This window comes from Bacteroides sp. RTP31139st1_H2_RTP31139_211217, from assembly GCF_040227615.1.
GTDB classification, from domain to species: domain Bacteria; phylum Bacteroidota; class Bacteroidia; order Bacteroidales; family Bacteroidaceae; genus Bacteroides; species Bacteroides uniformis.
The window spans coordinates 13,678-28,974 of the sequence record NZ_JBCNZM010000055.1 but is presented as its reverse complement, the minus strand read 5'-3'; the positions used below and the strand labels follow the sequence as shown (position 1 = coordinate 28,974).

General features: G+C 51.6%; 13 protein-coding genes. 6 read left to right on the top strand and 7 right to left on the bottom strand.

Annotation, left to right across the window (positions count from 1 at the left end):
- On the top strand, positions 1 to 698 hold a 698-nt coding region (locus tag ABUA47_RS11210; RefSeq protein ID WP_410520181.1), incomplete at its 5' end, for a vWA domain-containing protein.
- 25 nt (positions 699 to 723) lie between these two features.
- Here the strand turns inward: ABUA47_RS11210 and ABUA47_RS11205 are convergent.
- The 7 genes from ABUA47_RS11205 to cdd form a co-directional block, all read right to left on the bottom strand.
- On the bottom strand, positions 724 to 1,233 hold the full coding sequence (locus tag ABUA47_RS11205; protein WP_035448758.1) for a membrane protein: 510 nt from the start codon (positions 1,231 to 1,233) through the stop codon (positions 724 to 726).
- A 14-nt stretch (positions 1,234 to 1,247) separates the two neighbouring features.
- On the bottom strand, positions 1,248 to 3,119 hold the full coding sequence (locus ABUA47_RS11200; RefSeq protein ID WP_374939060.1) for a TonB-dependent receptor: 1,872 nt from the start codon (positions 3,117 to 3,119) through the stop codon (positions 1,248 to 1,250).
- A gap of 153 nt (positions 3,120 to 3,272) precedes the next feature.
- Positions 3,273 to 4,676, bottom strand: coding sequence for an aldo/keto reductase (locus tag ABUA47_RS11195; RefSeq protein WP_005831172.1), 1,404 nt, complete (start codon positions 4,674 to 4,676; stop codon positions 3,273 to 3,275).
- 48 nt (positions 4,677 to 4,724) lie between these two features.
- Positions 4,725 to 6,221 carry a 4Fe-4S binding protein gene (locus ABUA47_RS11190; RefSeq protein ID WP_022400807.1) on the bottom strand — a complete coding sequence of 499 codons (1,497 nt, stop codon included), beginning with the start codon at positions 6,219 to 6,221 and terminating at the stop codon, positions 4,725 to 4,727.
- A 32-nt stretch (positions 6,222 to 6,253) separates the two neighbouring features.
- Positions 6,254 to 6,793: a flavodoxin family protein gene (locus ABUA47_RS11185; protein WP_022400806.1), complete on the bottom strand. Its 540-nt coding sequence runs from the start codon at positions 6,791 to 6,793 to the stop codon at positions 6,254 to 6,256.
- 105 nt (positions 6,794 to 6,898) lie between these two features.
- Positions 6,899 to 8,533 (bottom strand): ABC-F family ATP-binding cassette domain-containing protein, encoded by a 1,635-nt coding sequence (locus ABUA47_RS11180; protein WP_349824528.1) that lies wholly within the window; start codon positions 8,531 to 8,533, stop codon positions 6,899 to 6,901.
- A 358-nt stretch (positions 8,534 to 8,891) separates the two neighbouring features.
- The gene (cdd, locus tag ABUA47_RS11175) at positions 8,892 to 9,374 is read right to left on the bottom strand and encodes a cytidine deaminase (protein ID WP_005831168.1); all 483 of its coding nucleotides are present in this window, start codon (positions 9,372 to 9,374) and stop codon (positions 8,892 to 8,894) included.
- A gap of 101 nt (positions 9,375 to 9,475) precedes the next feature.
- Between cdd and ABUA47_RS11170 the strand changes: the two genes are divergently transcribed.
- The 5 genes from ABUA47_RS11170 to ABUA47_RS11150 all read left to right on the top strand — a co-directional run bounded on the left by ABUA47_RS11170 (position 9,476) and on the right by ABUA47_RS11150 (position 15,243).
- The gene (locus ABUA47_RS11170; protein ID WP_035448747.1) at positions 9,476 to 10,399 is read left to right on the top strand and encodes a glucosaminidase domain-containing protein; all 924 of its coding nucleotides are present in this window, start codon (positions 9,476 to 9,478) and stop codon (positions 10,397 to 10,399) included.
- A gap of 143 nt (positions 10,400 to 10,542) precedes the next feature.
- Entirely contained in the window at positions 10,543 to 11,790 is a 1,248-nt protein-coding gene (locus ABUA47_RS11165; RefSeq protein ID WP_016274396.1) for an efflux RND transporter periplasmic adaptor subunit, read from the top strand.
- Positions 11,787 to 13,106 carry an ABC transporter permease gene (locus ABUA47_RS11160; RefSeq protein WP_005831165.1) on the top strand — a complete coding sequence of 440 codons (1,320 nt, stop codon included), beginning with the start codon at positions 11,787 to 11,789 and terminating at the stop codon, positions 13,104 to 13,106. The genes ABUA47_RS11165 and ABUA47_RS11160 overlap by 4 nt, the downstream gene beginning before the upstream one ends.
- 16 nt (positions 13,107 to 13,122) lie before the next feature.
- Positions 13,123 to 14,418 (top strand): ABC transporter permease, encoded by a 1,296-nt coding sequence (locus tag ABUA47_RS11155; RefSeq protein ID WP_035449316.1) that lies wholly within the window; start codon positions 13,123 to 13,125, stop codon positions 14,416 to 14,418.
- Between the two features lie 159 nt (positions 14,419 to 14,577).
- Positions 14,578 to 15,243 (top strand): ABC transporter ATP-binding protein, encoded by a 666-nt coding sequence (locus ABUA47_RS11150; protein ID WP_005831162.1) that lies wholly within the window; start codon positions 14,578 to 14,580, stop codon positions 15,241 to 15,243.
- Positions 15,244 to 15,297 lie beyond the last annotated feature (54 nt).

Sequence of the window (15,297 nt, the reverse complement as noted above, 5' to 3'; positions counted from 1 at the left end):
AGGGAAGCGTCTACAAAATGGAGCACTCCTCCAAATGTGACATCCTGGGCATCAGCACCGGCAACGACCTCAATGCTCTGCTTCCCATTGAGCTTGCCCATTCCGCCGACAGTGAACTGGAAGATTTGTTCGTCTACAAATACCTTACTCGCAAGCTTCAGACCTTCCGTTATAAATCGGAAATCATGCAGCCTGCCCGGCGTATCGAAACCAAGCCCGCCCGTCCCAAAGGTCCGATGATTGTCTGTCTGGACACCTCGGGAAGCATGGCTGGCAAGCCGGAGAAGATTGCTCACTCTCTGCTGATAAAGCTCCTGGAGATAGCCGACCGTCAACGGCGGAACTGCTTTCTGATAGCCTTTTCCGTCTCCATTCATCCGATTGACGTAAGGAAAGAGCGGGCAAGGCTGCTCGAATTCTTCTCAAAGACAGCTTGCGGGGATACAGATGCCACCCGCATGTTGGAAGCCACGTTCCGCCTGCTCAAAGAAGGCAAGGAGTATATGAATGCCGATGTACTTTGGGTCAGCGACTTCAAGATTCCTCACTCTTCACCTGCCCTTATGGAGGAGATTCGCCGTTACTGGGAAGCCGGTACACACTTCTATGGCCTGCAGATTGGCATCACGGAAAACGAGTGGGCACCTTTCTTCGACCGCATCTATCGGGCGGAATACACCCCTTTGCGGAATTACTGAAATAAGGTTTGCCCTGAAAGCGTGCTTATTGAAGGCTATATTTCAGCAGTAAATATCCGCCTGCCACTTGCAATCCCATTCCCGGCACACCGATACGGAAATCTTGTACAGCCCGGAAGAAGCTGCCCACCATGGCCCATTCTCCCAAAGTACCTGCTACCTGATAGAAAAGAACTACTGCCAGCAGAATAGGCAGGGAAATGCGCTGGAAACGGTGTGCTGCCCAGCCCGCCGCCACAGCCAGTAATACAGACTTCAACAGAATGGCGGGAAGTGCTGCGGGAAGTGGCATTCCGAATAGCAGGGAGTTGAGGACGGGCGACAGGACGGCTGTCAGCAACCCCACTTTCCATCCGAATTTATAAGCGCCCACCAGCGTGAAGAAATAGATTGGCAGCCAGGTTATCCCTCCCTGGGGAATGAGATGAAAGAGCTGGGGAAGAGCCAGATTGCCAAGAATGAATAGCGAGGCTGCCAGATACGTCTTCACATTATTGTAATCCAGCGAGTAGAGTTTAACTGTTTTTGTTTCCATGTAGTTGTAATGTATTAAAAGTTGATATTTACGCCTCCCATCACCGTGGCTTTCGGCATGGGGAAGCCTGCATTGATTTCATAGCGTTGCGCCAGCAGGTTTTCACCCTTGACAAAGACGTCGGCAAAACTGCACAGACGGTAGTTGGCACGCAGGTTCCAGAGTACGAAGCTTTCCTGCTTCTCCTTGCCCGGGGTGACCGAGGTATGGAGTCCCTTCACGTATTGTATACCGGTAGACAAGCTCCAGCGTCTTTGTGTAAAGTCCGTACCGGCATAGAGTTTGTGTTCGGGAGCCGCCAGTACCGGATTCTCCATGTGCAGCCAGCTATAATTGGCATTCATCTGCCAGTGTCGGTTGATGCGGTAGCCAAGGTTGGTTTCCACGCCCCAGTTCTCTATCTCTCCGGAGTTGACGTTCTTGCGCAGGGCAGGGTCTGTCATGATGATGTTGTCCCCGTTGATGTAGTAGAGGTTCACCCCATAGGACATGGGCCCTCCCAAAAGCTGCCCCGTAAAGGAGAGTTCATAGTTCATCAGGCTCTCCGCTTTCAAATCGGGGTTCTGTGGAGGGAACATGTACATCTCCCGGATGGTGGGGTTACGGAATCCTTTGCTCACCATTGCTTTCAGTTCTGCCTGCCGCGGCAGATGGAAAGCCAGTCCCCCTTGGGGAATCCATTCCGTGCCTACGTGCGAATGGTGGTCTATGCGGACACCGGCGTCTAGTGAAAGCCAACTGTTGATGTCCTGCCTGAAATCCACATAGCCTGCAAATTCATCCATCTGCTTGTCCACGCCGGGGATGCGGTCACCAATCTGCTGTCCGGGTTTTGCCTCGTCGATGGCGACAACCTTGTTCCAGGACTCTCCGCCGAAGTGCTGGTAATCGAAACCTACGGTCAGGCGGTTGCCGGTGAAGAGCGTGGCGCTTTGATACCACGATATGCCCAGCATCCGGTCCTTGGAGTTGAAGTGCGACTTCTGGGGCTCTTCTCCGGGGTGGTAGCCGTCGTTAATCCTGTGCCGGCCCCAGTTATAGAAGAAGCTCACGGCGCCGGAAGTACGGTCGTAACGATTTTCCAGTGCGAAGGAGGTCATGCCGCGTGTGATGCGCGAGTCGTTGTCTATATACGGATTGTCGGCTTCGCCGGGATTGGAGGCGTTGAAGCGGGTGATGTTCACGTCGCCCCACAGCTTCCAGGTGTCGCTGAAGTCGTATCCCAGTTTGGCATAGCCGCCATACTGCTCAAACTCCATGTCGTCACGGTGTCCGTCGGTACGGTTGTACGAGCCGGTCACCACGCTGCTGAAACGCCCTTTCCTCACGCGGTTGGAGACTTCCGTCTGCAGGGTGTTGTAGGAACCGTATCCTATCTGCGCATTGGTTTTCACCCCGTCCTCCTGCATCTTGCGGGTGACGATGTTGATAACCCCGCCCATTGCATTGGACCCGTAGAGGACGGAGGCGGGACCGCGCAGCACTTCCACCCGTTCGGCCATCATGCTCTGGTAGGCGTCGGCGATGGGATGCCCCATCAAGCCCATGTATTGCGGGTGTCCGTCTATCAGCACCAGCAGGCTGGTCGTAGGTCCTCCGGCGGCATTCACCCCGGCGCCTATGCCGCGCAGGCTCATGCCTCCTGCGGCTCCCGTGGATACGCCGTAGCCCATGATGCCGCGGCTTGTGGTGAAAAGTCCGGGCACCTGCTCGGTCAGTGCAGGCAGGATGGAGGGCTGGTAGGTCTGTTCCAGTTGCTGGCGGTCCACTACGGAGATGGTCATTGGCAGGTGGCGGATGTCTGTTTCATTTCTTGTCCCGGTCACTACGACTTCATCAAGCTTGTAGCTTTTCAGCCGGAGGCTGTCGGCAGGTGCGGACAGCATACTACCCGGAAGGGCGATACTTATTAAAATTGCGGTTAAAATCTTTTTATTCATCGTTTATCTATGGTTCTTTTTGCAAAGTTATACAAAAAGAAGAATCTGTATATGATTGGTAATCCTTAAAATGGACAACCAGGGTTGAAGATAAGTCCGTTAAAGGGTTTCCTGCTTCAGCGCTTCCACAAATCGGTCTATCTCCTGCAGTTTCGCCGGGATGTCGATGCCTTGCGGACAGTGCGGGTTGCATTGGCCGCAACCGGTGCAACGGTTGGCTTGGCGGAGACGGGGAACACTGCGGTCATAGCCTATCAGGAAGGCGCGGCGTGCCTCGCGGTAATTCTCGTCTTGGCTGTTCTGCGGCACGTTGCCCTCGTTGATGCAGCGGTTGTAGTGCAGCAGGATGGCTGGAATATCCAGCCCATAGGGGCACGGCATACAGTATTTGCAGTCGTTGCACGGCACGGTGGGGTATTGCAGCATTCGCTGGGCGGTATCTTCCAGTAGGGTAAACTCCTCTTCCGTACATGGAACAAGCGGGGAGAAGGTACGCAGGTTGTCTTGCAGATGCTCCATGTACGTCATTCCGCTCAGTACGGTCAGCACATCGGGGAAAGTACCTGCAAATCGGAAGGCCCAGGAAGCCACGCTCTCTTGCGGGCGGCGTTGTTTCAGACGTGCCATCAAGTGGTCGTTCAGGCGGGATAGGCGTCCGCCCAGCAGCGGCTCCATGATAACGGCGGGAATGTTGCGCTTCACCAGCTCGGCATATAGGTATTCGGCATCCGTGTTGCGGGTATTCACTTCTTTGGCATGTCGCCAGTCCACGTAGTTCAGTTGGATTTGTACGAAGTCCCATTTCAGTTCGTCGTGGCGGGAGAGCAGGTAGTCAAAGACTTCGATGTCTCCATGATAGGAGAATCCGAGGTTGCGGATGCGTCCGACTTCGCGCTCTTTCAGCAGGAAGTCCAGCATGCCGTTGTCCAGATAGCGGGAACGGAGGGCTTCCATGCCGCCCATGCCGATGCCGTGCAGCAGGAGGTAGTCGATGTAGTCCACTTGCAGGTCGCGGAAGGAGCGGTGATACATGGCAAGGGACTCTTCGCGGCTGTGCGTGCTGGGACTGAAGTTGGACAGCTTTGTGGCAAGGAAGAATTTCTCCCGTGGATGGCGTTTTAAGGCAATGCCTGTGGCGCGCTCCGACAGACCTTGCACATAGGCGGGAGAGGTGTCGAAATAGTTCACTCCGTGAGCAATGGCATAGTCTATCAGGTCGTTCACGGCTTCCTGGTCTATTTCGTCTCCATTCCCATCGGCGCGTTTCCGGGTGGGCCATCGCATGCATCCGTATCCCAGCAGAGAAACCCGGTCGCCCGTGTTGGGGTTGGTACGATAGGTCATCTTGCCGGTTGGTATCTCGCCCAGTGCGGCCGATTCGCTTTCCCCGTTGTTCTTGTTGCCCGAACAGCCGTATAGGGCTGCTGCCGAGGCAAGCGTTCCTGCACCGGCGAGTTTGAAGAAATCGCGGCGGTTTATCTTGTTCTTATTGTCTTCTTTCATTGTGATAGGACTGAAATTATAAATGGATATTAGGGTGATAAAGTTGCTTCAGACAGTTCTGTGCATCACATGGCCTTCCACATAAATGGCACTGAACGGACGCGACGGACAAAGGTTCTCGCATGCTCCGCATCCGATACAGCGTTCGGCGTTGACTACCGGTATCTTGATGGAGGCTTCGTCTTCCGGGTCTGAAGGAACCATCTGTATGGCACCGGCCGGACAATGGCGGGCACAGTTCCCACATTCCATCTTGTCTGTGATGCAGATGCAATTCTCCTTAATCCATACGGCATGACCGATTTGGACGGCCGATTTCTCGGCGAGGCTCGTCAGATGGATGGCATCGGTAGGACACACCTCCGCACACTTGGCGCATTCGGGGCGGCAGTAACCGCGTTCGTAGGACATTTCCGGCTGCATCAGTTTTGTCAAGTCCGAAGAAGGACGGAGCACTTGGTTGGGGCATACCGATACGCAGAGCTGGCAGGCTGTGCAGTGTTGTGCAAAGTGGCGGGCGCTCAGTGAGCCCGGAGGAGTGATGGGAGTGGCGCGCTCGGGGATTTTTTTGTCCTCGATGACAGCCAGTCCACCGTCCACTTTCTTCTCCTGCGCCTTGAGGGCTGCCGTAGCAGCAAACACGGCAGTTGTAGAGAGAAATGCGCGGCGGGCGTCGTTTACCTGCTCCGGTGCCACGGAGGTTTCCTGGGAGACTGCAGCGGAGGCCGGCTTGCGGCGTGTGTAAGTGATGGCACCTTTCCTGCACTTGTTGATACAGTCCATACATGCCACGCAACGGCTGTAATCTATTTCGTGTGCCTTGATGTTGATGCACGATGCCTTGCAGTTGCGGGCACAAAGTCCGCAACTGTTGCACTTCTTTGTGTCAATTACCGGTTTCAGCAAGGAATACTTCGAGAGGAAGCCAAGCACTGTACCTACCGGACAGATAGTGTTGCAATAGGTACGTCCGCCCCGCCATGCCAGCACGATGAGGACTACCAGAGTGACCGTGGCAATCAGCAGGGTAGGGAGACTCTTCATCCATACATCCGTTTCATAGAAGGCATAGCTGTCAGCACGTTCGGCCAGGTAGGCCAGTCCGTTGTTTGCCCACTGGTAGAGTGGGGAGAAAAGGCTGGAAACGATGCGCCCGTATGAGCTGTAAGGGGCCAGCAGCACGACAAAAGAGTTCAGTCCGCCGATAATGGCAAGTACGAATACTCCCAGCACACCGTAGCGTAGCCATTTCAGTGCGGACGAGTAGCGGAAACGGTTTTTCTTCCGTTTGGCGGAGAGCCAGGAAACAATGTCCTGGAATACTCCCAACGGGCAGATGACGGAGCAGTAGATGCGTCCGAATACCAAGGTCAGCACTGCAAGAAACAGTACTACACCGATGTTCAGTGCCAGCACGGCCGGCAGGAATTGTATCTTCGCCATCCATCCGAACCAGGCATGCAGTGTTCCCGTGAAGTCGAGGAACAACAGCGTGATGAGTGCGAAGAAGATGACGGCAAGGGTCAGTCTGATGGTACGTAGCATAAATGTATTGTATAGCGATTAGTATTCGTTCTTTATACCTTTTTTCCCATCTCGTAGGCTTCGTGCATGGAAGGCTTGTCGTTTATCTCGCCCACCTTCCAGGCACCCACGCCATAAATGGTGCCGCATTCTTTGGGCTCTTCCAGGCAGTCGAGGAAGCCACGGAAACCATCGATGGTACGCTCCATCATGGGGACACTTTCTTCGGCGGCGGCGATGATGAAGTAGAACTCCTTGTCCTTTATTTCAAGGTAGCGTGCGCAACAACGGTCAATCAGTGTCTTCATCTGCGCGCTCATGGTGTAGAAGTAGACGGGGGTTGCCATGACGATGACGTCGGCGGCAATCATCTTTTCCACCACTTCGGCGGCATCGTCCTTTTGCGGGCAGGGTTTGCCGTACATGCTGCATACGCTGCATCCCGTGCAGTAGTTGATGTGCTTGTCTTTCAGGAAAATCTTTTCTACTTGATGTCCGGCCTCTGCGGCACCGCGCATGAATTCATTGCACAAGAGGTCGGAGTTTCCATTCCTGCGGGGACTGGAGGAGAGGATTAATACTTTTTTGCTCATATTCGTTGTTCGTTAGTTAGTAAATGATTACGTGCTGCAAAAATAGGCAGGTTTTATGAGAATGGCAGTATACAAATTACGGTTGTTGTTACCTAAATTACTGATTCATTCCAAAAGTATCTCCCGTTCGATGCCGGTGTCTTTCAGAAACTCCCGGTCGTGGCTGATGGCAATTACGGTGCCGGCGTAGTCGCGTATCGTTGCCGTTATTATTTCTATACTCTCGATGTCCAGATTGTTGGTGGGTTCGTCCAGAATGAACATATCCGGGGTATTGTCGGCAATCATCAGGCAGCAGAAGGAGAGGCGCATCTTTTCGCCGCCACTCAGTTTGCCGCACGGCTTGTTCCACACGTCGCGGGGAAAGAGGTAACGGTTGAGGATGGTTTTCACTTCATGTTCCGGCAGGTGGCGGTGGTTGAAAGCTTCTGCTTGTTGGAGTACGCTGCGCTCATTACGGACGAGGGAGTATTCTTGGTCCAGATAGACGGAGGTGAAGCCGGCACGCTCCATCACTCCGTCGGTGGGGTGCAATTCGCCCATGATGAGTTTCAGCAGGGTTGTTTTTCCACTGCCGTTTTTTCCTTTCAGGCTGAGGCGGTCGCCGCTTCTCAACTGGAAGGTGAGGGAGGAAGACCAGAGCTCCTTTACTGCCTCCGGACGGGTTGTCTCCATAGGAGAAGCCACGAGGCTGGGATAATGAAAGTTGACGTCCTTTGCCTTGACTAGAACCTTCCCCACATGCAGATGAGAGGCATTGAAGTCTGTTTTCAGTTTGTCTGTCTGTGGCAGTAAACTTTTGATACCTGACATTTCTGCCTGCAATTTTTCCGTTTTCTCCGTATGAATGCTGCTGAGTCTGCTGCTGCTGTTTTCCGCATTGTTTTTCAGTGCTCCCATCATGATGCGGGGAATCCCCTTTTTAATGGAGTTTTTTTCTCCCCGCACATTCTGTTTGGCCTTCCGTTCTTCTACTTCGCGTGCCACTTTGCGTGCAAGGCGCAGGGCTTTCTGCTTCTCTTCCAGTTGTTGGGTAAGGGCTTTCTGTTGCAGGGCCTTCTGTTTTTTGTAGAAGTCGTAGTTTCCGCTGTAATACGTCAATCCCTGGGAGGAGAGTTCGCAGATGGCAGGCAACTGATTCAGTAGCGTGCGGTCGTGACTGATGACGAGCACGGTAGCCGATGTCCGTCGTATCAAGTTATACAGACGTTCCCGTCCATCCGCGTCCAGATAGTTGGTCGGTTCGTCCAGCAGGATGGCTGTTGGGTTGTGCAACTCCATGCCTGCCAGGAAGATGCGGGTCTTTTCGCCGCCGCTAAGTCCTTCCATCGGACGGGAGAGTGGGATACCGTCCAGTCCCCAGCTGTCGAGAGAAGTCTGGGCGCGTTCTTCCACGTTCCAGTCATCATTGAGCGTATTGAAGTGCTTTTCGGTAGCGTCACCGCTTAGGATGGCATGCAGGGCAGATAGCTTGTGGCTGATTCCCAAAGCTTGTGCTATTGTCTGCCGGTCGTATTGTCCGAAGTGCTGGGGCACGTAGTACAGATGTTCGGGGCGTAGCACCGTTCCCGAACTTGGTGACAAGTCTCCTGCCAAAATGCGCATGAGGGTAGACTTGCCGCAACCGTTATTTCCGGTCAGGGCTATTTTATCTCCGGAGTTGATACTCAAGTGGAGGTGTGAAAACAAGATTTCCTTATCTGCATGGATATAGCTAAGGTCTTTAATGATAAAGCTCATAAGTTTCTACTGTGTTTTTAGAAGTAAGAATGATAGGGGGGATGCAAGCATTCCCCGAAATTGAAATTCTCGAAGGGGAGGGGTACAGACAAACACAGTATTGGCTAAACATCTATATAGGTGATGCTCAGCGTTCAGTCTGAAAAAGCATGTTGATAGTGATGTTTACCGAAATATGTTGTCTTTAGTCAGATATTCTCATCGGTGGAATTAATTGGTTAGTGGGTGCAAAGGTAATGATTTCCACTGAATAACAAAGGTTTTTTGCGATATTAATATCGTGTCGTCAAGAAGTTAATATCGTGTTTGCAAGAAATTAACTTCCTGCAGACACGATGTTAGTACTTTATTGGTTCTGTTACTTCATGGCCGAAGCATCGAACGAGAGTGGCAGTAATTCTCCCACATTCTTCAGCTCGTAGATTCCCTTTTTGCCATATAGCAACACCCTCATGGGATGCTTGAAGCGCTTTTCCGTTTCGAGCATCACTTGCCGGCAGGCACCGCAGGGAGGAATGGGAGACTCCAGGAACTCGTTGTGCTCGTTGCGTGCGGCAATGGCGAGGGTGGTCACTGCCTGGTCGGGATGTTGGGAGTTGGCATAGAATAGGGTGGTGCGTTCTGCACACAGCCCGGAAGGATAGGCAGCGTTTTCCTGGTTGGTGCCGGTCACTACAATACCGTTTGCCAGTCTGGCTGCAGCTCCTACCGAGAAATGGGAGTAAGGGGCATAGCTGCGGTTGGTAGCCTCGCGGGCGGCATCCATCAGTTCGCGGTCGGCGGCATCCAGTTCTTCATAGTCGTATATCTTGACGGCGATTTCGATATTTAATTCTTTCATAAGGCAAAGGGTTATATTGTAATTAATGTTACAAAGATAGAAAAGAGATTGGTTATTTCAATTCTTTTACGGACTTTTGTGCAGAACTCAACATTTTAAGCATGAAACGGATTTTCAGACTGACTGCTATCATAGCATTTCTTTTTATTTCCATAACAACAGTGCAGGCACAACGCCGGAATGCCCGCTACAATGAGTATATCAAACAGTATGCTCCCCTTGCCGTGGAGCAGATGCAACGTCATAAGATACCTGCCAGCATCACGCTGGCCCAAGGGCTGTTGGAGAGCGGTGCCGGATACAGTGAGCTGGCGCGCAAGAGCAACAATCACTTCGGCATCAAGTGTGGAGGCAACTGGCGCGGACGGACGGTGAGGCATGATGACGATGCCCGCAATGAATGTTTCCGCGCTTATCGCAATCCGAAAGACTCTTATGAAGACCATTCCGATTTCTTGAAACGGGGAGCACGTTATGCTTTTCTTTTCAAACTGAAGATTACGGACTATAAGGGTTGGGCGCGCGGCTTGAAGAAGGCCGGCTATGCTACCGACCCGTCGTATGCCAACCGCTTGATAACCATTATTGAGGACTATGAACTGTATAAGTACGACAGCCGTGGCATGAGCAAGCGCGATGTCCGCAGTTGGGAGAAGGAACTGAAAAAGAAACCTTGGCTGGCCAATCCGCATCAGGTGTACATTGCCAACGATATAGCTTATGTCGTGGCGCGCGACGGAGACACCTTCCAGGTGTTGGGCAAGGAGTTTGACATCAGCTGGAAGAAGCTGGTGAAATACAACGACCTCCATAAAGAATACACACTGGAGGCGGGAGACATTATTTACTTGAAAGAAAAGCGCAAGAAAGCCGCCAAACCCCATACCGTCTACATAGTGAAAGACGGTGATTCCATGCATACCATTTCCCAAAAGTACGGCATTCGTCTGAAGAACCTTTATAAGATGAATCGCAAGGATGCGGAATACGTGCCGGAGATTGGCGACAGATTGAGATTAAGATAAAGAAGCTATCCGAAAATGTACAGGGTGTCCGAAAACGGACACCCTTCTTTTTTGTCTTTTCGCTTACTTTCAGGGGGTTATGATTTTGGCATGGATTTAGTATATATTAAGCGTTATGTTCGCAAACAATAAAATTAAAAGATATGGATAGAGAAATTCCGAAAGAAGTGCGTAATAAAGAACGCAATAAGAAAATCATCCGCTACGGTGCTATCGGCGTGGCAGGTATCGTAGTGGTCAGTGTACTCATTTCATTGATGCGTACGGGAGTGAAGGAGAAAGACCTCGTTTTCTCCCAAGTGGGTAAAGGCACGATTGAAGTCAGCGTTAGCGCCTCCGGCAAGGTAGTCCCGGCATTCGAGGAAATTATCAACTCGCCCATCAATACCCGCATTTTGGAAGTGTACAGAAAAGGTGGCGACAGCGTGGATGTAGGTACCCCCATCCTGAAACTGGACTTGCAGAGCGCCGAAACCGACTACAAAAAGATGCTGGATGAAGAGCAGATGCGCAGCTACAAGCTGAAACAGCTGAAACTCGACAACCAGACCAAGCTGACCGACCTTCAGATGAAAATCAAAGTCTCCGCCATGAAGCTGGACCGCATGAAGGTGGAGCTGCGTAACGAGCAGTACCTTGATAGCCTCGGTTCGGGCACCACCGACAAAGTGCGCCAAGCCGAACTGAGCTACAACGTAGCACAACTGGAATACGAGCAATTACAGCAGCAGTATGCCAACGAGAAGGAAGTGCTGGCTGCAGAATACCAAGTGCAGGAACTGGATTTCAGCATGTTCCAAAAGACACTGGCCGAAACCAAACGTACGCTCGACGATGCGCAGGTGCGTTCGCCCCGGAAGGCCATCCTTACTTATATCAACAATCAGATTGGTGCTCAGGTTCCCGAAGGCTCACAGATTGCCGTCATCTCCGACTTGAGTCACTTCAAGGTGGAAGGCGAGATTGCCGATACTTACGGTGACCGTGTGGCTGCCGGCGGCAAGGCCATTGTGAAGATTGGCAGCGAAAAGCTGGAAGGTTCCGTAAGCAGTGTTACTCCGCTTTCAAAGAATGGCGTCATCTCCTTTACCGTGCAGTTGAATGAGGACAACAACCGCCGACTGCGTTCCGGTCTGAAAACCGACGTCTATGTGATGAATGCAGTGAAGGAAGACGTGATGCGCATAGCCAATGCCAGCTATTATGTGGGACGTGGGGAGTATGAACTTTTTGTACGCAATTCCGACAAGGAAATTGTAAAGCGCAAGGTGCAGCTGGGCGATTCCAACTTTGAGTTTGTAGAAGTGGTCAGTGGCTTGCAACCGGGTGATGAAGTGGTGGTGAGCGATATGAGTAACTATAAGAACAAGAATAAGTTGAAGCTAAAATGATAAAGGTTTACTTGAAACAAGCCTGGGAGCTGTTGAAGCAGAATAAACTGTTCAGCATGCTCTACATTGTGGGTACGGGGCTGGCCATTGCCATGACAATGATTATGGCGGTGGTGTATTATGTGAAGATTGCGCCCGTCTATCCAGAGGCAAACCGCATGAATACGCTTTACCTCAGCAATTCAAAATTCACGCAGGGAAGCGGCAACAATACCAGGACCATGCAATGGGCTGTTTCCTACAAGGCACTGCAAGACTGGTTCTATCCCGTAGAGAATGCCCTTGTCGTTTCGGCCGAGCTGCATAATGATTTGTCGGAAAACAGTTATATACAGCCTGCCGACCGCAGCGGTGATTTTCCGGTTATGGTAAAGTTGACAGACCCTGCTTTTTTCAAGATATATTCTTTCCAATTCCTGGAAGGTAGTCCATTCACGGCATCCGACCTGGCAAGTGGCATTTCCACTGCTGTCATTACCGATGATTTGGCACGCCGCTTGTTCGGTACGACGGAAGAGGTAGTAGGACGCTCGTTCAGCCTGAACTATATCGACTATCGGGTTTGTGGGGTGGTGCGCAGTGCCAGTTACCTCACCTCTAAATCCTATGCACAGCTTTATATACCTTATACGGTGTCGCCCGATTACAGCACTCCCAAGTACGACCTTCCCTATCTGGGAGCTTTCAGTGCTGCCTTTCTGGTGCAGGACAGTAAGCAGGGAGATGCTCTGCGGGCTGAGATAAAGGAAATCTGCCGCAAGGAGAATCTTATGCATCCCGATGAATGGAAAGTAGATTTCTGGGAGCAGCCCACCTCCCATCTGTTGAGTGTCTTCAAGACTTATGCAAGTATGGAGTTTGACCTTTGGGCCACAGTGCGCCACTTTCTGCTTGTCCTGCTCGTATTGCTGTTGGTGCCTGCCCTGAATCTGAGCGGCATGATATCGAGCCGTATGGAGGGACGTCTGGCAGAGATGGGCGTGCGGAAATCGTTTGGAGCCGGACGTAAGATACTGCTTTCACAAGTGATGTGGGAAAACCTGCTGCTGACCGCACTGGGCGGAGCATTGGGCTTGCTGCTGGCATGGCTGGCACTTTACGTGGGACGCGAGTGGATATTTACGGTATTCGACAGCTGGCCGAATATGGTACCCGAAGGAGTGGAGGTCCGCGTATCGGGTGAAATGCTGTTTGCTCCGCTGGTTTTTCTCGCCGCATTGGCGCTGTGCGTCGTGCTGAATCTGTTGTCGGCCCTTATACCGGCGTGGTATTCCTTGCGGAAACCGATTGTGAACTCACTGAATGAAAAACGATAAGACACGGGAGGTTGGTATGTTTAAGTTAATATGGAAGAATCTTTGGGCGCGCCGCCGCAAGAACGGATGGTTGTTGGCCGAATTGATATTGGTGAGTATCATCAGTTGGGTTGTATTGGACCCGGTGATTGTGGTCACGCACGATCGTAATATCCCGTTGGGCTATGATGCGGAGCGGCTTTGCCTCATTTCATTGGGCGCATTGCAGCCCCAGGCACCGGGATACGATGCCGAAGCGCAGGACTCTGCTACGTTGGTGGACAACTATTATAATTTGGTGCGTTATGTCAAGGACTTTGACGGTGTGGAATCGGCCACTCCCGTGCTGGGATTCTGTTATCCCAATTCTTCGGGAAGTTCGAATAGTCAATTGTTTGCCGAAGGGGATACGATTCCCTTATCTATTATGATGATACAATTTTTGCCTCATACGAACTTTTTCGATACGTATGGTTTCCGTTCCGGTAAGGGGCGGACACCCGGACAGCTGTCCGACTACGCCTATGCCCCGAATGACATTGTACTGACGGAGAATGCTGCCGAACAGTTGTTCCATACCAAAGACGCGCATGGCAAACGCTGTATAAGCAGAGACCATGGAGATACCTTGTACATGCCGGTTGTCGGTACGATAGGAGCCATGAAGATGTATAGCGAGTGGCGTCCCGTCCCCGTTGCATTTATGCCGATGCTTACCATCGATACAAGTTATATCCCTGAAAGTGCCCATATCCTGGTACGTCTCAAAGAGGGTGTCAGCATGGAGCGTTTTCTGCACGATTTCCGTCCCTGGATGGTGAAGGAGATGAGGCGGGGTAATCTGTTTGCCCGTAGTGTCCGTTCCTATGAGCAGATTATAACGGAGAGCGAAGCCAGCAATTCCACACCGATTTACCGCCGTAATCTGGCGATGGCGGCTTTCTTCCTGGTGAATCTTTGCCTGGGTGTCATCGGTACCTTCTGGTTGCAGACACGTACGAGGCGCGAGGAAGTGGGAGTGATGCTGTCGTTCGGAGCTACACGTAGTGACATTGTCCGCCTGCTGATGGGCGAAGGCACGGTATTGACCGTGGTCGCTTCACTGACTGGTTTTCTGCTTTATTTGCAATATGCACTGAAAGAAGGGCTGGCCAAAGGACAGAATTGGGTGGAGAGTACAGAGAGCTATTGGGTGTCGGATTTCACCTCGCATTATCTGCTCGTGTCGCTCGTCATCTTTCTGATACTGCTGGTGGTAGTGTTGGTGGGAATCTATATCCCGGCGCGCAACATCAGCTGCATTCCACCTACGGAAGCCCTGCGTGACGAATAGATGAAAACGGACAAAGTGTTCATTTTCGGACACCTTACTGCATGTATAAATAGCAGATAATCAATGATAAACGGTTTTGGCACAACTTTTGACCTCTTGAAGCAGAAATTGTGCGGAATAGAAACGGAACAGAATAATAACAATTAAATACTTACCATTATGATTAAGTTAACTGGCATCAACAAGATTTATCGTACAAACGAGATTGAAACCGTGGCATTGGAAAATGTAAACCTCGAAGTGAACAAGGGAGAATTTCTCAGTATCATGGGACCTTCCGGTTGTGGAAAATCTACGTTGCTGAACATTATGGGTTTACTGGATGCACCTACCAGCGGCACCATCGAAATAGCCGGTACAAAAGTGGACGGCATGAAGGACAAGGAGCTGGCTGCTTTCCGTAACCAGAAGCTGGGTTTTGTGTTCCAGTCTTTCCATCTGATTAATTCGCTGAATGTGCTGGATAATGTGGAGCTGCCTTTGCTGTATAGAAAGGTGTCTGCCAAGGAACGCCGTCATCTGGCGGAAGAGGTATTGAAGAAGGTCGGTTTGAGCCACCGCATGCGTCACATGCCTACACAGCTTTCCGGCGGTCAGTGCCAGCGTGTAGCCATTGCCCGTGCCATTATCGGCAACCCGGAGATAATCCTCGCCGATGAGCCCACCGGTAACCTGGACTCCAAGATGGGTGCCGAAGTCATGGAACTGTTGCATCAACTGAACAAGGAAGACGGACGTACCATCGTGATGGTGACCCACAATGAAGAGCAGGCCAAACAGACCTCACGTACCGTCCGCTTCTTCGACGGACGTCAGGTGGAATAATTACTGCTTAACAGCCAACTGTCAACTATTAATTATCAACTATCAATAAATGAA

What these genes read in the sequence shown, in the direction of transcription:
- ABUA47_RS11205 (WP_035448758.1), bottom strand. Translation starts at nt 1,233, where the DNA reads ATGGAAACAAAAACAGTTAAACTCTACTCGCTGGATTACAATAATGTG.
- ABUA47_RS11200 (WP_374939060.1), bottom strand. Translation starts at nt 3,119, where the DNA reads ATGCTGTCCGCACCTGCCGACAGCCTCCGGCTGAAAAGCTACAAGCTT.
- ABUA47_RS11195 (WP_005831172.1), bottom strand. Translation starts at nt 4,676, where the DNA reads ATGAAAGAAGACAATAAGAACAAGATAAACCGCCGCGATTTCTTCAAA.
- ABUA47_RS11190 (WP_022400807.1), bottom strand. Translation starts at nt 6,221, where the DNA reads ATGCTACGTACCATCAGACTGACCCTTGCCGTCATCTTCTTCGCACTC.
- ABUA47_RS11185 (WP_022400806.1), bottom strand. Translation starts at nt 6,793, where the DNA reads ATGAGCAAAAAAGTATTAATCCTCTCCTCCAGTCCCCGCAGGAATGGA.
- ABUA47_RS11180 (WP_349824528.1), bottom strand. Translation starts at nt 8,533, where the DNA reads ATGAGCTTTATCATTAAAGACCTTAGCTATATCCATGCAGATAAGGAA.
- cdd (WP_005831168.1), bottom strand. Translation starts at nt 9,374, where the DNA reads ATGAAAGAATTAAATATCGAAATCGCCGTCAAGATATACGACTATGAA.
- ABUA47_RS11170 (WP_035448747.1), top strand. Translation starts at nt 9,476, where the DNA reads ATGAAACGGATTTTCAGACTGACTGCTATCATAGCATTTCTTTTTATT.
- ABUA47_RS11165 (WP_016274396.1), top strand. Translation starts at nt 10,543, where the DNA reads ATGGATAGAGAAATTCCGAAAGAAGTGCGTAATAAAGAACGCAATAAG.
- ABUA47_RS11160 (WP_005831165.1), top strand. Translation starts at nt 11,787, where the DNA reads ATGATAAAGGTTTACTTGAAACAAGCCTGGGAGCTGTTGAAGCAGAAT.
- ABUA47_RS11155 (WP_035449316.1), top strand. Translation starts at nt 13,123, where the DNA reads ATGTTTAAGTTAATATGGAAGAATCTTTGGGCGCGCCGCCGCAAGAAC.
- ABUA47_RS11150 (WP_005831162.1), top strand. Translation starts at nt 14,578, where the DNA reads ATGATTAAGTTAACTGGCATCAACAAGATTTATCGTACAAACGAGATT.